This is a genomic window from Vreelandella nigrificans (assembly GCF_002374315.1).
GTDB lineage: Bacteria > Pseudomonadota > Gammaproteobacteria > Pseudomonadales > Halomonadaceae > Vreelandella > Vreelandella nigrificans.
Map to the genome: position 1 here is coordinate 159,316 of NZ_NWUX01000003.1, position 18,509 is coordinate 177,824.

At 52.5% G+C, this 18,509-nt stretch carries 21 protein-coding genes; 13 read left to right on the plus strand and 8 right to left on the minus strand.

Translation table 11 applies throughout. The features are described from left to right. Positions 1 to 55: 55 nt before the first annotated feature. Positions 56 to 187 carry a hypothetical protein gene (locus tag CPA45_RS23170; RefSeq protein WP_279628797.1) on the minus strand — a complete coding sequence of 44 codons (132 nt, stop codon included), beginning with the start codon at positions 185 to 187 and terminating at the stop codon, positions 56 to 58. Between the two features lie 162 nt (positions 188 to 349). Between CPA45_RS23170 and CPA45_RS06140 the strand changes: the two genes are divergently transcribed. The 8 genes from CPA45_RS06140 to CPA45_RS06170 all read left to right on the plus strand — a co-directional run bounded on the left by CPA45_RS06140 (position 350) and on the right by CPA45_RS06170 (position 6,163). Further along, complete coding sequence (locus tag CPA45_RS06140; RefSeq protein ID WP_133066775.1) at positions 350 to 604, plus strand: hypothetical protein; 255 nt, start codon at positions 350 to 352, stop codon at positions 602 to 604. Positions 605 to 1,029: 425 nt separating this feature from the next. Continuing rightward, positions 1,030 to 1,164, plus strand: a complete 135-nt coding sequence (locus CPA45_RS06145) for an entericidin A/B family lipoprotein (RefSeq protein ID WP_096650718.1) — start codon at positions 1,030 to 1,032, stop codon at positions 1,162 to 1,164. A 6-nt stretch (positions 1,165 to 1,170) separates the two neighbouring features. Continuing rightward, positions 1,171 to 1,698, plus strand: a complete 528-nt coding sequence (locus CPA45_RS06150) for a YqiA/YcfP family alpha/beta fold hydrolase (RefSeq protein WP_096650719.1) — start codon at positions 1,171 to 1,173, stop codon at positions 1,696 to 1,698. 89 nt (positions 1,699 to 1,787) lie between these two features. Further along, positions 1,788 to 1,961 (plus strand): DUF6435 family protein, encoded by a 174-nt coding sequence (locus CPA45_RS22615; RefSeq protein WP_106408410.1) that lies wholly within the window; start codon positions 1,788 to 1,790, stop codon positions 1,959 to 1,961. Between the two features lie 10 nt (positions 1,962 to 1,971). Then, positions 1,972 to 2,892, plus strand: coding sequence for a ChaN family lipoprotein (locus CPA45_RS06155; RefSeq protein ID WP_096650720.1), 921 nt, complete (start codon positions 1,972 to 1,974; stop codon positions 2,890 to 2,892). A 217-nt stretch (positions 2,893 to 3,109) separates the two neighbouring features. Beyond that, positions 3,110 to 3,559 carry a hypothetical protein gene (locus CPA45_RS06160; RefSeq protein ID WP_244287537.1) on the plus strand — a complete coding sequence of 150 codons (450 nt, stop codon included), beginning with the start codon at positions 3,110 to 3,112 and terminating at the stop codon, positions 3,557 to 3,559. A gap of 1 nt (position 3,560) precedes the next feature. After that, complete coding sequence (locus tag CPA45_RS06165) at positions 3,561 to 5,075, plus strand: tripartite tricarboxylate transporter permease (protein WP_096650722.1); 1,515 nt, start codon at positions 3,561 to 3,563, stop codon at positions 5,073 to 5,075. Between the two features lie 119 nt (positions 5,076 to 5,194). Beyond that, entirely contained in the window at positions 5,195 to 6,163 is a 969-nt protein-coding gene (locus tag CPA45_RS06170; protein WP_096650723.1) for a Bug family tripartite tricarboxylate transporter substrate binding protein, read from the plus strand. 111 nt (positions 6,164 to 6,274) lie between these two features. Here the strand turns inward: CPA45_RS06170 and glnG are convergent, their stop codons facing one another. The 3 genes from glnG to glnA form a co-directional block, all read right to left on the minus strand. Next, positions 6,275 to 7,702, minus strand: coding sequence for a nitrogen regulation protein NR(I) (glnG, locus tag CPA45_RS06175; protein WP_078089913.1), 1,428 nt, complete (start codon positions 7,700 to 7,702; stop codon positions 6,275 to 6,277). After that, positions 7,699 to 8,757, minus strand: coding sequence for a nitrogen regulation protein NR(II) (glnL, locus tag CPA45_RS06180; protein WP_096650724.1), 1,059 nt, complete (start codon positions 8,755 to 8,757; stop codon positions 7,699 to 7,701). The genes glnG and glnL overlap by 4 nt, the downstream gene beginning before the upstream one ends. Before the next feature lie 391 nt (positions 8,758 to 9,148). Continuing rightward, positions 9,149 to 10,555 carry a glutamate--ammonia ligase gene (glnA, locus tag CPA45_RS06185; RefSeq protein WP_096650725.1) on the minus strand — a complete coding sequence of 469 codons (1,407 nt, stop codon included), beginning with the start codon at positions 10,553 to 10,555 and terminating at the stop codon, positions 9,149 to 9,151. 555 nt (positions 10,556 to 11,110) lie between these two features. Here glnA and CPA45_RS06190 point away from each other — a divergent pair. Then, on the plus strand, positions 11,111 to 11,734 hold the full coding sequence (locus tag CPA45_RS06190; protein WP_096650726.1) for a hypothetical protein: 624 nt from the start codon (positions 11,111 to 11,113) through the stop codon (positions 11,732 to 11,734). 86 nt (positions 11,735 to 11,820) lie between these two features. Here the strand turns inward: CPA45_RS06190 and CPA45_RS06195 are convergent, their stop codons facing one another. After that, entirely contained in the window at positions 11,821 to 12,858 is a 1,038-nt protein-coding gene (locus tag CPA45_RS06195; RefSeq protein ID WP_096650727.1) for an acyltransferase family protein, read from the minus strand. Positions 12,859 to 13,054: 196 nt separating this feature from the next. On the opposite strand from CPA45_RS06195, the gene CPA45_RS06200 reads away from it, so the two are divergent. Beyond that, entirely contained in the window at positions 13,055 to 13,900 is an 846-nt protein-coding gene (locus CPA45_RS06200; RefSeq protein ID WP_165771511.1) for an alpha/beta hydrolase, read from the plus strand. Positions 13,901 to 14,079: 179 nt separating this feature from the next. Further along, positions 14,080 to 14,394, plus strand: a complete 315-nt coding sequence (locus CPA45_RS06205; protein WP_096650729.1) for a hypothetical protein — start codon at positions 14,080 to 14,082, stop codon at positions 14,392 to 14,394. A gap of 59 nt (positions 14,395 to 14,453) precedes the next feature. Here CPA45_RS06205 and CPA45_RS06210 read toward each other — a convergent pair whose 3' ends face one another. The 3 genes from CPA45_RS06210 to CPA45_RS06220 are packed head-to-tail and all read right to left on the minus strand — an operon-like array spanning position 14,454 to position 16,866. Beyond that, positions 14,454 to 15,530, minus strand: coding sequence for a phosphotransferase (locus tag CPA45_RS06210; protein WP_096650730.1), 1,077 nt, complete (start codon positions 15,528 to 15,530; stop codon positions 14,454 to 14,456). A gap of 12 nt (positions 15,531 to 15,542) precedes the next feature. After that, positions 15,543 to 16,307 carry an SDR family NAD(P)-dependent oxidoreductase gene (locus CPA45_RS06215; RefSeq protein ID WP_096650731.1) on the minus strand — a complete coding sequence of 255 codons (765 nt, stop codon included), beginning with the start codon at positions 16,305 to 16,307 and terminating at the stop codon, positions 15,543 to 15,545. 49 nt (positions 16,308 to 16,356) lie between these two features. Next, positions 16,357 to 16,866 carry a MaoC family dehydratase gene (locus CPA45_RS06220; RefSeq protein ID WP_096650822.1) on the minus strand — a complete coding sequence of 170 codons (510 nt, stop codon included), beginning with the start codon at positions 16,864 to 16,866 and terminating at the stop codon, positions 16,357 to 16,359. 174 nt (positions 16,867 to 17,040) lie between these two features. Here CPA45_RS06220 and CPA45_RS06225 point away from each other — a divergent pair, with 174 nt between their 5' ends. Together CPA45_RS06225 and CPA45_RS06230 are read left to right on the plus strand one after the other, a co-directional pair. Next, complete coding sequence (locus CPA45_RS06225) at positions 17,041 to 17,697, plus strand: histidine phosphatase family protein (protein ID WP_165771512.1); 657 nt, start codon at positions 17,041 to 17,043, stop codon at positions 17,695 to 17,697. Between the two features lie 13 nt (positions 17,698 to 17,710). Then, positions 17,711 to 18,499: an SDR family NAD(P)-dependent oxidoreductase gene (locus CPA45_RS06230; protein WP_096650733.1), complete on the plus strand. Its 789-nt coding sequence runs from the start codon at positions 17,711 to 17,713 to the stop codon at positions 18,497 to 18,499. Positions 18,500 to 18,509: the final 10 nt, after the last annotated feature.

The window sequence follows — 18,509 nt, forward strand, 5'->3', positions numbered from 1 at the left end:
CTTTTTAAACATTAACGCCCGCAGTTGCGGGCGTTAATTTAGCGATGTTCAGTACTCACATATCAGGAGGCATATCGTCCATATCTTCTGCAGTCGCCAGAAACGATGTTTTAAACATCATGTACAACCCAAGCCCTGAGAACACTAGAAACAGCACGAACATGCATAACATCAGTACCATTGCCATAACACTTGTCCCTGAAGATGCGCGGCCGCTGCGTTGACGTTTTCTAACCGCTAAAAATTGCTTCACAGGGAAGCATAGACCAAAAGTATCTCCTTTATCTGTACAAAAGTTATGCAAAATGGTTTTAAATTCTAAAAACACAGGGACATCAAAAGGTTATCTGTGAACAAAATGCACAAAAAAACCACCTTGTGTGAACAAGATGGTTATTTTGCATCGCTGCCGTTCCGTGGCCTTGATGACCAGCGCTTTCGTGCGCTGATAGGGACGGGCAAGCTGAGTGTCCTTTTACTTCCTTTTCAACAACTAGGCTCCATGCCTTCCTGTCTTATCTGTCAACTTGCCCGAACTTTTACTGTGCTCGCCATTTCTGTACTCGCTGCCCTCTGGTCTATTTACCTCATTTTTAACTTCTGACTTTTTTCTAACTCTCTCTTCTGACCTCTTCTAGCTTTCTTTACTGACTCTCTTTACTGATACTGAACTGGCATGCGTTGTGAATTTTAGAGCTTTTAAAACAGAACTTTACCGAGGGCTTTTAAAATGATCACCTATTTTTAGGTTACTTACCTAGCTACCTGCACACACTAAGCCAACACTCCCCTAAAAAAATAAAAAACCAATAAAAACATATTCTTAATATAAAATACATTGACACACAATTATCTCATAGGTATTTAAACGAGAGATTCTTATGTATAAAACTGACACATGGGACAAAATAGCTTGTCAAAAGCCCACCTTGCACATTAAACCAGTGGCGTAGTTCGCCAACTGAGCTTATGTTGATTAATGAACCTCTTCGCCCACGTTGGGCTTACGACTTCGGAAGGAATCCCTCAATGAAACGCACACTGCTGCTCTGCGTCTTGTTAATGGCAACGTTAATAGCCATTAGTGGCTGCAATACCGTTCGAGGGATGGGACAAGATATTGAAAAAGGCGGCGAGGCTATCCAGCGCACAGCGGATAGTTAAACCACCATGATGACTGTTTATCTTTCCCATGGCTTGGAGAGTGGCCCCGGCGCACTAAAGATCCAAGCGCTTAACGGCATCGCTGAACAGTTGGATAACTGTGAGCCGGTCGTTATGGACTACCGGGGCATGGCCAAACCTCAACAGCGTTTGCACCACCTTTTGGCTACCATAGCTTCCCGACATGATAGCTTGGCTAACTGTGTACTGGCAGGTTCAAGCCTTGGCGGCTGGCTAAGCGCTGCGGTCAGCGCCCAGCAACCTGTATTGGGCTGTTTTTTACTAGCACCAGCGCTGGGCCTGCCCGACTACCCAGAAACATCGCTCACTATTCAAGCCGCAGAAACGCACATCATTCATGGATGGCGGGACGACGTTGTGGCACCCGGTCCAGTTATCGAGCACGCCCGTTTGCAGCGGCTATCGCTGCGCATGGTCGACGATGACCACCGTTTGCATGACAGTCTCGATACTATTCTGAGCGATTTCGAGCGTTTTTTGGTTCAGTGCGCTGCGCTAAACCGTCCCTGCTGACACACCTTTATTTACGAATCTCAATAAATATTCGACAAGCACTCTACAAGCATATACAAATAATATACATCCATTAGGAGAGTGCTCACATGTTCGGACTATTTAAGCGCGACCCAAAGAAGAAGCTTCAGCAGGCGTATGAGCGTAAATTACAAGCGGCCATGGAGGCATCTCGCAACGGCGATATGCGAGCCAATGCCACTTTAACGGAAGAAGCCGAAGCAATACTGTCTGAAATAAATCGTTTAACAACTGCCAAGTAATAGGATTTCAATGCCACAGGGTCGCAATATACGGCGTTTCAATACACAGGGCTTCAATGCACAGGGTTCCCGCTTAGTCATCACAGCACTGATCGCTTGTTTGGGTTTAACACCGTTTAGCGCAGCGGCAAATTGCCCCTCACCCGGTGAATGGTGGCAAGCACAGCAAGTTGTTTCCCATAGCGCACTTCTCACCCAGGCGGCCCAACAACAGGTGGTATTACTAGGCGAACAGCATGACGCCATTGATCACCACCGATGGCAGCTGAGTACCCTGGCAGGGCTTCACGCACTGCGTGAAAACATGGTCATTGGGTTGGAAATGCTGCCTCGTAGTACACAACCCGTGTTGGATAACTGGGTGGCAGGCGCGCTAAGCGAAGAAGAGCTGCTAGAGCAAACACAATGGCAAGAAACATGGGGCTTTGATTCTGAGCTTTACCTGCCCATTCTGCATTTCGCACGATTACACCAGATCCCGCTCGTGGCCTTAAACATCACACCAGACTTGCGTCGGCGCCTAGTAGAAGAGGGATTTGTGAACATTCCCTCAGATCAACGCCACGGTATACCTGCTCCACTCACTGCCAGCGACACCTACAAAGAGAGGCTTCAACAGGCATTTGAGCAGCATGCCATGGATGTTAACGACCCTGAGCAACTGACCCGCTTCATTGACGCTCAATTAAGTTGGGATGTCGCCATGGCCCATGGGCTTGCCCAGGCAACAGAAGGCGGCGCATTAGCCGTTGGCTTAATGGGGCTGGGTCACGTCGTTTATAACGAGGGCGTTGCGCACCAGCTCAGCGGAATGGGCGTGGAACGCAGCTTAAGCTTGTTACCTTGGGAACGCCAACACTGCGAGACACCACCCCCTGCATTAGCAGACGCTGTCTTCATCCTGCCTGCACAACCAAAAGAGTCCGACTGACGGCATCGAGCCTACTGCAGGACAATCCTAGTGGCCAATCTGTAGGCAAATTTATAGTCGACTCAAAATTGCACCATTATTGAGCATATACAGAGCGTAGCGTTGATTGTCGCGTTTAAACGCCAGGCCATCACCAATTGATCCCCGCTGTCTCAGCTCATAGGGTATGAGCCTTCAACTTTTGTCGATAAAAATAGCTATGACGACTGAAACTCAAATGCAACGGAAAAATTTGTGGTCTGGCCTGGGAGTTACGTTACTTGCCTGCTGGCTATTGATGTGGCTTATTCCCCGATACGGTGGGTCAGGCATGGCTTTTGGTATGCACCCACAACGCCTCGCCACGCTAGGTGCGTGGGTAATGCTGATATGCGCCGCAGCACTTGCAATAGGTAGCCTGATAACGCTTAGGAAACACCGATCCTCGCTGTTTCAATTACCGCCATTAACCAACGTTTGGCACCAAGCTTGGCCTTTCTTATACGTTCTCTTCTTTATTGTGCTGGCAATATTTCTGCCGCTTACCTGGCTCGCGCCTTTTATTGTAGGCACGCTCGTTGCGCTGCTTGGCGAACGACGATGGCATGTCATCCTGCTGGCAGCGGCCATTCCTACCGCAGCACTCTACTTACTAACAGTCCATTTAATGCGCATAGGGGTGGTCTGATATGCCTGAACTTAGTGCCATCACAAGTGCCTTTGGCGATGCTTTAACACTGCACTCAATCAGCGTCATTTTAGGCGGCGTACTGTTAGGTTATTTGGTGGGCGTTATTCCTGGCCTAAACCGCTCTGTCGCTATCGCGATCGCCATTCCGCTAACGTTTTATATGTCCGCCTATGCGGCTATCGCTTTTCTCATTGGCCTTTCAAAAGGCACTGCTGCGGGTAGCGCCGTTTCGGCTATTCTGCTCAACACCCCTGGCGAGCCTTCCTCAGCCGCTACCTGCTTAGACGGCTACCCCATGGCTAAAAATGGCCAGCCACGCAAAGCGCTCAAGGTGGGCCTGCTGGCATCCGTTATCGGCGATTTGCTCTCCACCTTGCTGCTGATCGCTGTGGTTATCCCTTTTGCCTCTATTGCGCTTAAATTCGGCCCTTATGAGCTGGCGGCTATCCTGATTTTTGCCTTGGTATTTATTGCAGGCATGGCCGGTGGCTCGTTCTTAAAAGGTATGGCCGCTGGCGGCATGGGAGTTATCTTAGGCACCGTCGGCCTCGACCCAGAAACAGGGGCAATGCGCTTTACCTTTGGCTTCGCCGAATTAATGGAAGGTGTACCGATTCTTCCCTTGGTAATTGGTACCTTGGCGCTCTCCGAAATGTTTGTGCAATTAGATGAGTATCGGCGTACCAAAGGCGGCAGCTCCGTTCGCCTTGGGCACAATCCCGATGACGATCTCTCTTATAGCGAATTCAAAAAGACACTGCCTACTATCTTTAAAAGCACCGGCGTAGGCGCCTTTGTAGGTGCACTGCCAGGCCTCGGCCCTTCGGTTGGCTCGTTTATGGCCTATGGGCTTGCCAAGCGGGGAGCAAAAGATCCCGATAGTTTTGGTAAAGGCAACCCTAACGGAATTGCAGCAGCGGAAGCAGCGGATAACGCTGTTATCCCCGCAAGCTATATTCCGCTATTCGGTTTAGGTATCCCCGGCAGTGTTTCTGCTGCGCTGCTGGTAGGTGCCTTTATGATTCACGGCATTCAGGTTGGGCCACTGATGCTACGCGACCACCCACAAATGCTGTTTACCATCTTTGCAGGCATGGTGATTGCCAGCCTTATCATGCTGGCCGTGGGCTGGTACGGGTTACGTATCTTTGCCAAAGTGACTAACGTGCCGCAAAACATTGTGATTCCGGTCGTTATATTCCTGTGCTTGGCGGGCATACAAGTTCAGGGGTACGGCACCTTTGGTCTACTGACCGTATTTGGTTTTGCCATCTTTGGTTATTTCCTTAAAAAACACGACTACTCCTTCGTAACCTTCTTAGTAGCCTTCATTGTGACGCCTATGCTGGAAATGAATTTGCGTCAGTCGGTGATCCTTTCCGGCGGAGAAATTAGCATTTTGCTGCAACGACCTATCGCCCTGTTCTTTGTCGTCGCAACAGGCCTGATGGTGCTACACCTTGCCTGGAGTGGCTATCGTACTTACCGCCAGCGTCGCTTGGTTTCTGCGTAGCGATGCTGTTTTCAACCCAACCACAACCACGATAAAAAGATTTTTAAAAATCATTCTAAAAAAATTAGAAAAAACGAACCATAAAAACGATTCCTAACAATTATTGAGGAAATGGCACCATGAAAAAAACACTTCTTAGCACAGCAATTCTTTCTGCGGCTCTGGCTATCGGCGTCAGCACCGCTCAAGCGAATGACTTTCCTAGTAAGCCACTTACGCTAGTGGTTGGTTTTGGCGCTGGTGGCAGCACCGATATTCAAGCCCGCGTGCTGGCCAACGTATTAGAAGAAGAGCTGGGGCAGCCGGTTAACGTTGTTAACCAACCAGGTGCTGGTGGTGGGGTCGCGTTAACCCGTTTAGCCAGCAACCGCGATGAGGGCTACACCTTTGCTTTTGGCACCTCAATGACCATCACTTATGGCCCGCTGGCAACCGAAACCGCCTACCAACTTGATGATTTCCGCTACGTAGCAGGTGTGACTCTGGGCCAGTCTGCCATCGTAACCGGTGAAGGCCGCCCCTTTGGCGACAGCTGGGAGTCGCTGGTTGAGTACGCACGCGAAAACCCTGGCACTACCTACGCCACGCAAACCGCACTTGATCGTATGATCATTGAATACATTGCCCAGAAGGAAGACCTTGAGCTGCGCATCGTTCCCACTGCTGGGGGTGCAGGCATGGCCCCGCTGATTCTTTCTGGCGATGTTGATTTTGCCTACAGCGGCGGTACGCACTCAGGCTATGCAGAGTCTGGTGAAATGCCGGTACTGCTCAGCCTTGCGGAAGAGCGCTTAGTGGCATTCCCTGATGCACCCAGCATGAAAGAAGCTGGCTATGACATTAATCCGGCAGAAATTCGTGTGGTGATGGTGCCTAAAAACACCCCCGACGCCCACGTTGAGCGCCTGGCAGAAGCACTGGAAGCCGCCACCCAGGACGAGCGCTTTATTGAGATTACCGAAGAGCGCATCTTAATGCCGGTGGTCTACCTCCCTGAAGAGGAAGTCACCCAAACACTAATTGCACAGTCAGAAAGCTACAAAGCCCTGCTTGAAGAGCTAGGCGGCGTGCCCGGCGCCGACGAATAAGAGGTACCCGTCTAACGCTAAAGCGCCCGCTGCTTGTTAAAAGCAGCGGGCGCTGTTTTATTAGCGGGGCCAAAAACGAATCAGAACGTTTAGCAGCCCCAACAAAGCTTGTTACTCATCCGCCAGTGCGGGCAGCAGGGTTTTGAGTTTACGGGTCAGCGTATTGCGCCCCCAGCCTAATAGTTCCGCCGCTTCCCCCTTTCGTCCGCCGGTATGTTTAAGCGCAGTTTCTATTAAAATTCGCTCAAAATCCGGCACGGCTTCTTCCAACAAGTGAGTATGTCCTTCTGCCAGGGCATGGTCCGCCCAATCGCGAAACGCTGTACGCCAATCGCCATAGGCGCTGCTTTCCGACGTGCCTACCGAACGCAACTCAGGCGGTAAATCTTCGACCAGGATTTCACGGCCCGAGGCCATCACGGTTAGCCAGCGGCAGATATTCTCTAACTGACGCACGTTACCCGGCCATGGCAGGCGAGTTAGATGAGCCTCCGCTTCTGCGGTTAACACCTTGATATCCGTCGCAAGCTCCTTTGCCGCTTCGGCAAGGAAGTGGCGCGTTAAACGGGGAATATCCTCCCGACGCTCAGCAAGGCGCGGCAGGTGGACCCGGATGACATTTAAACGGTGAAACAAATCTTCCCGAAAGCGCCCCTCATCAACCAGGGACTCCAGGTTTTGGTGAGTGGCCGCAATGATGCGCACATCAACTTTTACCGGTGTATGCCCGCCCACGCGGTAAAACTCTCCATCAGCCAGTACCCGCAGCAACCGCGTTTGCGTTTCAGCAGGCATATCGCCGATTTCGTCCAGAAACAGAGTGCCGCCGTTGGCCTGTTCAAAGCGTCCTTGACGCTGTTGCGCAGCACCGGTAAAGGCCCCTTTTTCATGGCCAAATAACTCAGACTCAATTAAGTCACGGGGGATTGCAGCCATATTCAGCGCAATAAACGGCTTAACCGCCCGAGGGCTATGTTGGTGTAGTGCCTGGGCAACACGCTCTTTACCAGTCCCTGACTCACCATTAATCAGGACAGTGATATGCGAGTGGGAGAGGCGACCGATGGCGCGAAAAACCTCCTGCATGGCAGGTGCTTCACCGATGATTTCGGCATTCAAGCCTTCAGGAACGCTAATCGGGCGCTGACGCTCACGGGCATGGGCAACGGCACGTCTTACCAATGCAAGCGCTTCATCCACATCAAACGGCTTCGGCAGATATTCAAATGCCCCCCCTTGGTAGGAGGCAACCGCGCTGTCTAAGTCAGAGTGAGCGGTCATCACGATAACGGGTAAGTCTGGGTGAGCGTCTCGCACCCGTGACATTAGGTCTAACCCGTCGATACCGGGCATACGAATATCTGTAACCAGCACATCCGGCGGGTTCTCTAACAGGCGCGTAAGCGCCGTGTCCGCCCGCTCAATACACTCCACTTGCAGGTCTGGCTGCGCCAGTGCGCGCTCCAGCACCCAACGGATGGCGCGATCATCGTCGACGATGACCACCCGTGCAACATCGGTACGTGTCGTCTCAGTCATGACGCTTCTCCGGTAAAATTAACAACCAATGGAATCAGTAAACGAAATTCGGTGTGTCCGGGTCGTGAGTCGCATTCGATCAATCCTTGATGTTGGTGCAAAATTGACTGAGCAATGGATAGCCCTAGGCCGCTGCCTTCGGCGCGCCCAGAAACCATTGGATAGAAAAGCGTTTCACGTAATGCATCAGGGATGCCGGGGCCGTTATCAACCACCCCTACTTCACTGACTAATCGGTGGCGTTCTGCCCCAAGCGTAAACTGGCGTCTGGCACGGGTACGTAACGTTAGCGAAGGCGCAGGGGTGGCCGCATCGCTCATCGCCTGAACTGCGTTACGAGCGACATTAAGCACCGCCTGGATCATCTGTGACTCATCGCCAGAAAGGTCAGGTAGGCTAGGGTCATAATCGCGGCTCACTGTCACCTCGGGGTGCTCGGCAATCAACAGCGCCCGCACCCGTTCGAGTACTTTATGAATATTGACCGGCTCATGTTTAACAATATGATTAGGGCCGAGCATGGAATCCACCAAGTCTCGCAGTCGGTCCACTTCTTCAACGATAATATGCGTGAATTCACGTAGCGCTGGATCGTCTAAGTCGCGTTCCAATAGTTGAGCAGCACCGCGAATCCCCCCGAGTGGGTTTTTAACTTCATGGGCCAGGCCACGTGCCAATGTTTTGATAGTTTCTTGCCGCGTGGTTAGCGCCTCTTCCCGGGAAATTTGCATTAAGCGGTCTCGGGGTTCGACTTCCAACAACAGCTCATTTTCAGACAGCGGCGTGACGGTGTAGTCCACCGTGAGTGGTTCGCTATTGAGCGGGGTAATTCTCGCCTCGCGCTGGGTATAGGGGTGAAACGCATCCCGGGCTTTGGCCAGCACCTCATCAATGCTTTCACCGTTGCCTAGCAATGTATCCAGGCTGATCCCCTGTACACGGCTTAAACTAACCGCCAGCAATGCTTCAGCAGCAGGATTCATCCAGCAAACACGTAGCTCACCGTCCAACAATAGTACTGCAGTAGTGAGATGCTCTAATAAACGTTGATACATGGTGTTTCCTGAAATAATGAGCTGAAGTAATAAACCGAACCAATGTGCTGATGAATTCGTCTAGCAGCGGAACTGAAGACTCAGCTAAAAAAGCACCCAGCCAATCATGCAAGGAGAACTGCAAAAACCACGCCAATTATCATCAAACGCCTAATTGCACGGCTGGGGAGCATGCCCGCTGGGCAGAGCGGATCGTTATAGCGCATTGCAGCACTTTCCTGGCCACTATCATGCACCAAAAAAGTGCACCTCTAATCATCAGTAATAATAATATTCACTGGTTCTGTGCGTTTCTGCACCCGGTCACTGCTGCGTCTCTCCCGCTTGCAACAAAAAAACCCCGCCGTGGCGGGGTTTTAGGCTAAGCACACACCACAAGGGTGAGCCTTTATTAGCAGCTGTAGTACATATCAAACTCAATCGGATGAGTGGTCATGCGGATGCGCTCCACTTCTTCCATCTTGAGGTCGATGTAAGCATCGATCATTTCGTCAGTGAACACGCCACCTTCAGTCAAAAACGCGCGGTCTGCATCGAGTGCTTCCAGCGCTTGGTCCAGGCTGTTGGCAACGGTCGGTACTGACTTACCTTCTTCTGGCGGCAGATCATACAAGTTTTTATCCATGGCATCGCCAGGATGAATCTTGTTTTTAATACCGTCGATACCGGCCATCAATAAGGCAGAGAACGCCAGGTACGGGTTGGCAGTCGGATCTGGGAAACGCGTTTCAACACGCTTGCCTTTCGGGCTAGCGGTGTACGGAATACGGATAGAGGCAGAGCGGTTACGGGCGCTGTAGGCCAGCATTACCGGCGCTTCAAAGCCTGGTACCAAACGCTTATATGAGTTGGTAGACGCGTTAGTGAAGGCGTTTAGGGCACGGGCGTGTTTGATAACACCGCCAATGTAGTAAAGCGCCATTTCAGACAGGCCTGCGTATTCGTCACCCGCGAACTGGTTCTGACCATCTTTCCAGAACGACTGGTGTACGTGCATACCAGAACCGTTGTCGCCTACCAGCGGCTTCGGCATGAAAGTCGCGGTTTTGCCGTAAGCGTGAGCCACGTTATGGATCACGTATTTCATTTCCTGAACTTCGTCAGCTTTCTTCACCAGCGTGTTGAATTTAACGCCGATTTCGTTCTGACCCGCGTTAGCAACCTCGTGGTGGTGAACCTCAACGGTCTGGCCAATCGCTTCCAGGGTGTTACACATCGCGCCACGAATATCGTGGAAACTATCAACCGGAGGAACCGGGAAGTAACCACCTTTAACGCGCGGGCGGTGACCCAAGTTGCCACCTTCTACCTGATTACTGGTCGCCCAGGCACCTTCGTCAGACGTGATTTTGTACATGGAGCCCTGAATGTCAGATTTCCAATGTACTTCGTCAAAAATGAAGAACTCAGGCTCAGGGCCAAAGAAGGCGGTGTCGCCCAGGCCGGTGGACTGCAGATAAGCTTCTGCACGCTTGGCAATGGAACGCGGGTCACGGTCATAGCCCTGCATAGTGGCAGGCTCGATGATATCGCAACGCAGAATCAGGGTAGCGTCTTCGGTGAAGGGGTCGAGGAAGCCGGTGCCATCTTCAGGGCGAAGAATCATGTCGGATTCGTTAATGCCTTTCCAGCCCTCAATAGAGGAGCCATCAAACATCTGACCGTTCTCGAAAAACTCTTCGTCCACGTCCCGTGCCGGTACGGTGACGTGCTGCTCTTTACCGCGCGTGTCGGTGAAACGCAGGTCTACCCATTTAACATCATGTTCTTCGATTAGCGCGAGAGTCTTGGCTGACATAGTGTCCTCCGGTATGAGCGTGGCTTAAAGCGTAAACAGTAAGCTTTCGATAAAAGTGATATTCGACAAATCATTCAACACGCTAAAGGCATGTGTCACGTTTGTCATTCTTCTTCGCTCAACGTTTGCCTGACAGTGGATAACAAAGCGTCCAGCGATCATTTCAAACCGGCTATCGTTGTAGCACGCCGAAGGGCACCTGCCTACGACACGCTAGCCGCTGCTCAACATAAAGCACAGAGCATGCCAACGTTGCACCAAGATGGCATAAAAAATCAGCAAACCATTGTATATATTGAACTAAAAATTCCTTAGACATGCATCTTCATGTTGCATTAAACGATAGCAGCAGGCCTCCAACTCCCCTTCTCAGTGCAAAATGCACCAAAACAAAGCAAAAACTCACCCACAAGCACCATTCAAGTGCAGAAAGAAAATAAAGCAATGCCAAGGTGAGGAAAAACTTAATTCTTGCCACTTGACGAAACAGATGGCTACACTTAATTACAAAAACACACTCTAAATAACGCACTCAATGAAAAGGAAGCTCCCTCTATGGCTACGGTCTGCTTTATTGTTGATGCAGTAGTAACGGGGTCCTGTTTACCACGCCACTTACGCGCCATTCGGCAGTCAGGTCATGCAGACCACCTATTACCTATTATCGTCACTAACACATGTGCCGATACACGGCTGGCCCAAATAGAGCAGCGCTACCATGCACGCGGTTTGGTGACACCGGCACAGCTCTTGGGAGCGCGCATTAACCAAGCAGCAAACATCAGCCAAGCCGAGTGGCTATTTATCGCGCTGAGCAAAAAGCCCGTAGCTTCTCAATTATGGAGCACACTTTATGCACAGCTGGACACCTCTACACTGCTAGATGCATTAGTCATTCTTAACGTCCCACCACGCTTTTCTGCACGCCTGTTACGGCGTTTAGTGAAAGCTTCTGCTTCAGTACCACCCTACCTCGTCATTAGGCGCACATGGCTAGAGCGATTAGGAGGGTTTGACCCTGAGCTAGACGAGTCCTCGCTAGAAGATTTATTACAGCGGCTCTACGCATGCCCAACACGCTTGAAAACGATTAGTAGCGCAACACTACGCTCGCAGCCCGGCTTGTTTACCAAGGATGCCGCTGGTTACGCACAACACTCTTCTAGCTTAAGTCTCTAGCCAAGCACTTATCACAAGCACTTATCACAAACGCTTGCCACAGACACTTATCGCCAGCGCGATTGCACGCAGTGACGAAGGGGATTTCAGACCTTAAGGCGCTTACCAAAGAGCATCGCGCCCAGGGTGGTAGTGTTAGCTGCTTTATTCAGCAAAACAGAGCCTACGCTGCCCACTATGATGAGCAAAGCCGCATAAACTACGAGCGGAAGAGTTGAAGGCCCTACTATAAAATCTGTGATGGCAAAAAACATCGGGTGCGCAAGATAGATGCCAAACGAATATGCATTGATATAGCGTACCCAGGCAGGTGCTCGGCGCCCCTTTAGGTAGCGCATTGCCCACAGTGTAAACAACACGAAAAAGGGAATGACCCATACCTCTTTAGATGAAAAGGCCAACCATCCGGCAAAGGTTGCCATCACAATGCAAGCAACCATCCCGATCAGCCAGCCTGGCCAAGCCAATACACTCACCCAAGCCGGCAGTTGAACTGGCTGCGACTGAGGCGCTGATGGTGGTGTGGGCAGGTAATAGCGCACTAATACTAGCGCTAAAAAGAAGAGATACACCCAACCCAATGGGGCAATCCACAGCAAATAGCCAGGCGGCGCCACTTCTAGCCAATAAGCCAGCCCCCAGTAGGCCATGCTTACGACACAGCTTCCCCACAGCCAGGGTTCCGGGTTAAAGCGCCACAGCTGCCAGCGGGTAAACAGCCAATAGGCCGTGTAAAATTGCATGGCAACGATCAAGAAGTAGCCATGCCAGCCTGCAAAAATAAAATACTCCGTTGCATTGCTAATAAATCCCACCGGCTCATCACTGTTCAGTAAGCGCACCCACTCAGCCGTAGAATAAATAAACCCATATACTAAGTACGGCAGCATAACGTACTTAACTCGCTGCCCTAGAAACCCCGGCGGTACTTGTTTGTTGTAACGAATGGCAAAAACAAATACCGAAATAAATAAAAAGATAGGCGTGCCAAGTACCAGTGGGATCCGCATCAGATCGGTAACCACATTATCAACACGCTGATTTATATGGTCGAGCCAGTGAAATAAGAAAACAGCGACACAACCATAAGCACGTAACCAGTAAATTTCTTCAACCTTCTGCATCCAGCCTCCCGACGAGAGAACACCCTGCTACGCTAAGAACGTGCCGCATAACATTACCTGATGTGCTGTACGATGTTTGTAACGTAATTTAATTTCTGGAGGCAATGTGTTCATCACTCCCTTAGCGTCTCTTTTCCGGCTTGTTTGGCGCTGTCTAATTACGCTTACCGGTTGGCTGGCACTCAGCAGTTACGCGATGGCTAGCGATATATCCCGCGAGCAGTTCTTCTCACCCACGCTAGGTTACAGCTACCCTTATACAATCTATTTACCCGATGGCTATGACAAGGATGCGTCAGCCCCTTACCCGGTTATCTACCTACTACACGGCTCGTTTGGTAACGAGCTGGATTGGGCAACCCGCGGTAATCTTCCCCTGGTAGCCAACCGTTTAATAAGCGCTGGGCACATTCCCCCTGCAGTCTTTGTAATGCCGGGTAGCCGCAGTTGGTGGGTAGATGGCTATAACGAACCCGCCCGCAGCGCCTTTTTTAACGACCTGCTACCGCATATCGAAAGCACCTATAACGTAGGTAACACTCGCCATCTACGCGGTGTTGCCGGGCTCTCAGCAGGCGGATTTGGTGCACTTAATTTTGCCCTGGAGCGCCCCGATATGTTCGCCGCTGTTGCTGCCTTAAGCCCTGCTAGCTACGTACCAGCGCCTCCCGCCAACTCCTCAGCCAACCGGCACCCCGCTTTCTTAAACGAGCAGGGGCAGTTCGACCAAAGCCTATGGGAACGGCTCAACTATAACGCGCATCTGGAAGAGTACCGTATTCACGTAACGCCACGGCCCAATTCAGCTACTAGCGATATCCCCCCCGTACCGCTTTATATAAGCGCGGGGCGCAGTGATGTATACGATGCAGAATTCCACGCCCGGCTGCTACGCCAAGCCATGGAACGTATTCAACCGGGTTACGTACGGCTAGACCTCTACCCTGGCGGCCACACGTGGCGTGTATGGCGAGCCAGCCTACCAGCCGCACTAAACTTCATGTTTCAGTATGTGGGGCACCCAAAGGTGCTGGTAGAGTAAAGCACTGACTGATTTAGCCCGTTAGCCTTTGCTGTACATACAGAAGAGGCCGCCCTCTATCCCCTTCACTGCTTACACCGTTGGAATGCCCTATTGGCAGTACCCCACCAACATTATCTACACTGAAGGTAGGCAGTTATTTTCTATCCACTTTATCACTCACTACTAAGGATACTGCGATGCATAAGCATATCGAATGGGATGATCCAGGCAGCGCTAGCGTGATGGAGTACTTTAAAAATGACCCTGACTACACTCCGCCCTACCCAGGAGCCATGCTTTCCGCCCGTTACCAAGGCCGTATTGTGCGGGTAAAGGTAGAGGCCTACCGCGAAGATGATACCGTCAGCATCGGCAGTGTTGCCGCCATTCTCGACCGCCATGGCCGCCACCACGATTCACACTTCAAGCTTACCGTAGGCGATATAGTGCGACTTCCCGACGACAAACGCGCCATGGAGCACTGGGCAGACAACGAGGAAGACGACACCTAATCGAACCGCAGTCTGTGTCTTTACTAAGATCCATGTGCGCTTAATGGGGAGCGGTAGACTTATTCTTGATTCATCGCCAGCTTCCATGCGGTGACAGCCAATAGGCCTGCACGTGCCCCCACTTGGCGTGCATTATTCGAACTGGCATTGCCTTGTAGTGAACGGGAATAGACCCCCTGGAGAATGGCGGCCAGACGAAACAGGGAAAAGGCAAGATAGAAGTTCCAATGCCGGATTTCACCACGTCCAACGCTTCGGCAATAGGCCTCGATAAACGCCGCTTCGGAAGGAATGCCAGCGGCTGCGAGATCGAGCCCCTGAAGCCCCTTGATGCCACTCTGCCCGCTGGGGAGGTGGTAAGGAATACAGCAATAGGCCAGATCAGCCAGGGGGTGTCCCAGTGTGGCCAGTTCCCAGTCCAGCACCGCACTAACCTCGGGATTGTGGGGGTGGATAATGAGATTGCCGATACGGTAGTCACCATGAGCGATCCCCGTGGTGGCATCGTCAGGAATATTATGCGGTAGCCACTCCATCAGCCGGGCCATGGCAGCAGCCCCCTCGGGCCCACCGGCGGGTTCGTCGCACGAAGCCAGGTACTGCTTTGACCAGCGCTGAATCTGCCGGGAATAGTAGTCTCCCTCTTTGCCGAAGCCCGACAAGCCGATCTGTCGCCAATCGACGGAGTGAAGATTAGCTAGCGTTGCAGCCATGGAGGTATAAATTCCACTCCGCTCATCGACAGACAGATCAGCCAGGTTCGGCATGTCCAGTACCCGGCCTTCGACATGATCCATAATGTAGAAGGGTGTGCCGATGATCTCGCTTTCCTCACATAGCAGACGAGTCACCGGGACAGGCACGGACGACCCCTGCAATGCGGTCATCACCTGGTACTCACGCTCGACCTGGTGAGCCGATGGCAATAGTTTGCCGGGCGGCTTCTTACGCAGGACATAGCGACCCGCTGGCGTGGTCAGCAGAAAGGTGGGATTAGACTGTCCACCTTGGAACTGCTGTACCGAGATTTCCTGTTCGGCACCGGGTAGCTTGTGACGGAGATAGGTCTGCAGAGCCGCTTCGTCAAACCGGTGACTTTGCTGGACCGGGCCTAGGACAGGTTGTGATTTACTCATGGCTAGACCTCATCAGGATATGGTTTCGCCACCGTCAGCCACGACCACCTGGCCGGTGACATAGCTCGACATGGGGCTGGCTAAAAACAGGGCCACTCCGGCGATATCGATGGGTTGGCCAAGGCGACGCAGCGGGGTCCTGGTCTCAGCACGCTGCTTGCGCACAGGGTCTTCCACCAGGGCCTTGGCAAAGTCGGTTTCAACCACACCCGGGGCAATGGAGTTAACCCGAATGTTACGCGGCCCCCATTCGACTGCCAGGTTGCGTGTCAAGGCCGCTTCCGCTGCCTTGGACACGCCATAGCAACCGATGGTCGTGTTGCCACGCAAGGCGGCAATGCTGGAGAGCATAATCACGTTTCCTCCGCCCTGATCCGCCATCTTCGGCAACACGCTATTACACAGCCAGAAGGTGCTCTTGACGTTGGTATCCATGATCTTGTCATAGGCTTCGTCAGTAAGCTCCGACATAGGGCCATACACGGGGTTGGTGGCCGCATTACAGACCAGAATATCGATCCGTCCCCATTCAGCCAGTGTGCGTTCCACCAGGTTTTCAAGCTGGGTTTTGTCACCGATATGGCAAGGAATAGAGATCGCTTCTCCACCCTGTTCACATATCGCCTCCGCTACGGCAGCACAGGGTTCCGGTTTACGGCTGGAAATCACCACCTTGGCCCCCTGCTGGGCAAAGACTTCAGCGATACTGCGCCCTATACCACGGCTGCTGCCGGTGATCAGCGCGACCTTCCCTTCGAGATTTAAGAAATCGATCATTTTCACTCCGAATAGAAACTAGTGCGACCTGGACAGGAAATGATGGCTATCAAGGCATAAGTAAGGTGAGCGACTGAGCCACACAGGCCGGTTCTTGCCGATCCTCAAGCTCAATGGCGACATCGGTTACCAACTGATAGCGCCCCTCACCCTTGTAATGAATGGCCTGCGGAACGAACCGCGCACGCACCCGGCTTCCACAGGGGACCGGTTGAATGAAACGTGTCCGATTGAGCCCGTAGTTGAGCTTGCTGCTAAAGCCGTCGATGCGATAGCAGCTTTCCGCCATGGTTACGATCAGCGAAAGAACCAGGTAACCGTGCGCGATCGTCGTGCCATAAGGAGACTCGGACACAGCTCTCTCGACATCGCAATGGATCCACTGGCGATCACCGGTAACCGCAGCAAAGGCATCAATACGCTGCTGGTCGACCTCGAACCAGTCACTGAAGGCAAGAGGGCGACCCAGACTATCGTCAAGCTCCTCAAGGGAGTGGATGACTCTCAAAGCTATCACCTCGCTCGCAGATAAAATAATTATCCATTTAAATGGAACCATATTTCGCATAGCAGTATTTAGTGTTACCTTGGAGATACTAAATGTCAATCATGCACGTCATTCCGAACTCACACAGAGGGGAAGGGGCGCGAGGGGAGCGAGGCACGCCAGACAAGGCACTGGGTAGATGGTGGCTGGAACTGGTAGATGGGTGACTGGATAGATGGGAGAGATATGACGGAAGTGATTCTGGTACGGCACGGACAGGCATCGTTTGGTAGCGACCACTACGATCGTCTCAGCGACCGGGGCCGCCTGCAGGCTCAAGCTCTTAAAGAGCATTGGCAACACATTGGATGGCGCTTCAATCAAGCCTACAGCGGCACCCTGGAGCGTCAGGTAGATACCGCCAGACTGGCCACCGAGGACTCCCCCCGGCCTGTCCAGGACAGTGCTTTCAACGAGTACTGTGCCCATACACTACTGCACCATTATGGCGCACCAGAGCACTCCCCGATCACACAGAATAGCCGCCACTTCCAGCTACAGCTGGAACAGGCACTACGCAACTGGATCCACACCGCACCAGACACCTCATCATTCGAATCCTGGTCACACTTCAATGGCCGCGTGCACGACCGTCTGCACCAGATCGTGCAAACAGCCGCTTTTGATGAACAACTGGTGATCTTCACTTCAGCGGGGGTGATCGCCTGCGCAGTGGCTAGGGTGCTACACCTCGACGGAGAAGGCTTCCTGGCCCTCAACCGGCGTATCTATAACGCATCAGCCACGCATCTCACCTATGGCCGGTCTGGCTTTTCACTGCTTGGATTCAATGACGTAGGTGCCCTGCGCCTGGCAGGCCCCGAGCTGCTCACCTACCGCTAGAGAAGGAAATATCATGACATATCGCTTTACCGAACAAGTCGCCATAGTCACCGGTGCCGCCAGCGGTATTGGTCGCGCCATTGCGCAGCGCCTCTACGCCGAGGGTGCAGCCTTGATGCTGGTAGACCGCAGCGATGAAGGCCTACAGGCACTATTAACGCATTTTGACGATGCCCACCGAGTTGCCATTCGGGTCACGGATATCGCCGACGACAATCAGATAGAACAGATGGTTGAGGCAACTCTTGAGCGCTATGGCCGCCTTGATCTGCTGTGCAACAACGCCGGCGTGGCCAGCAATCGCAATATCGCCACCGAACAGGACCCGGAGGATTGGCAGCGCGTACTGCAGGTCAATCTATTGGGGGTAGTCAACGGCACCAAGTACGCCGCTCGGCACATGGTCGCGGCAGGAGGGGGCGCTATCGTCAATACTGCCTCGATTGCCGGGATACGCTCTGGTGCTGGTGGCAACGCCTATAGCGCCTCAAAGGCGGCAGTCCTGAACTTTACCCAGACCGCCGCCTGTGACCTTGGCCAGTACAATGTACGTGTCAATGCCGTTTGCCCAGGGCTGATCGAAACAGGCATGACCCAGCCGTTTTTCGACAAAGCACGTGAAAAAGGCGTCGTGGACCGGCTTGGCGCACGCTGCGAGCTACTGCGCTATGGCCGCGCCGAGGAGGTTGCCTCAGCGGTAGCCTTTTTGGGTAGCGACGATGCCAGTTTTATCACCGGACAGGCCCTCGCCATCGATGGCGGCAATACCGCTTCGCTCAATATGCCTGGCATGAAGGTATAACCGCACCTGC

Coding starts and splice junctions, on each gene's coding strand:
- CPA45_RS06170 (WP_096650723.1), top strand. CDS start 5,195: ATGAAAAAAACACTTCTTAGCACAGCAATTCTTTCTGCGGCTCTGGCT.
- CPA45_RS06205 (WP_096650729.1), top strand. CDS start 14,080: ATGCATAAGCATATCGAATGGGATGATCCAGGCAGCGCTAGCGTGATG.
- CPA45_RS06230 (WP_096650733.1), top strand. CDS start 17,711: ATGACATATCGCTTTACCGAACAAGTCGCCATAGTCACCGGTGCCGCC.
- CPA45_RS06160 (WP_244287537.1), top strand. CDS start 3,110: ATGCAACGGAAAAATTTGTGGTCTGGCCTGGGAGTTACGTTACTTGCC.
- CPA45_RS22615 (WP_106408410.1), top strand. CDS start 1,788: ATGTTCGGACTATTTAAGCGCGACCCAAAGAAGAAGCTTCAGCAGGCG.
- CPA45_RS06190 (WP_096650726.1), top strand. CDS start 11,111: ATGGCTACGGTCTGCTTTATTGTTGATGCAGTAGTAACGGGGTCCTGT.
- glnL (WP_096650724.1), bottom strand. CDS start 8,757: ATGTATCAACGTTTATTAGAGCATCTCACTACTGCAGTACTATTGTTG.
- glnA (WP_096650725.1), bottom strand. CDS start 10,555: ATGTCAGCCAAGACTCTCGCGCTAATCGAAGAACATGATGTTAAATGG.
- CPA45_RS06165 (WP_096650722.1), top strand. CDS start 3,561: ATGCCTGAACTTAGTGCCATCACAAGTGCCTTTGGCGATGCTTTAACA.
- CPA45_RS06150 (WP_096650719.1), top strand. CDS start 1,171: ATGATGACTGTTTATCTTTCCCATGGCTTGGAGAGTGGCCCCGGCGCA.
- CPA45_RS06155 (WP_096650720.1), top strand. CDS start 1,972: ATGCCACAGGGTCGCAATATACGGCGTTTCAATACACAGGGCTTCAAT.
- glnG (WP_078089913.1), bottom strand. CDS start 7,702: ATGACTGAGACGACACGTACCGATGTTGCACGGGTGGTCATCGTCGAC.
- CPA45_RS06145 (WP_096650718.1), top strand. CDS start 1,030: ATGAAACGCACACTGCTGCTCTGCGTCTTGTTAATGGCAACGTTAATA.
- CPA45_RS06210 (WP_096650730.1), bottom strand. CDS start 15,530: ATGAGTAAATCACAACCTGTCCTAGGCCCGGTCCAGCAAAGTCACCGG.
- CPA45_RS06225 (WP_165771512.1), top strand. CDS start 17,041: ATGACGGAAGTGATTCTGGTACGGCACGGACAGGCATCGTTTGGTAGC.
- CPA45_RS06215 (WP_096650731.1), bottom strand. CDS start 16,307: ATGATCGATTTCTTAAATCTCGAAGGGAAGGTCGCGCTGATCACCGGC.
- CPA45_RS06195 (WP_096650727.1), bottom strand. CDS start 12,858: ATGCAGAAGGTTGAAGAAATTTACTGGTTACGTGCTTATGGTTGTGTC.
- CPA45_RS23170 (WP_279628797.1), bottom strand. CDS start 187: ATGGCAATGGTACTGATGTTATGCATGTTCGTGCTGTTTCTAGTGTTC.
- CPA45_RS06220 (WP_096650822.1), bottom strand. CDS start 16,866: ATGGTTCCATTTAAATGGATAATTATTTTATCTGCGAGCGAGGTGATA.
- CPA45_RS06200 (WP_165771511.1), top strand. CDS start 13,055: ATGGCTAGCGATATATCCCGCGAGCAGTTCTTCTCACCCACGCTAGGT.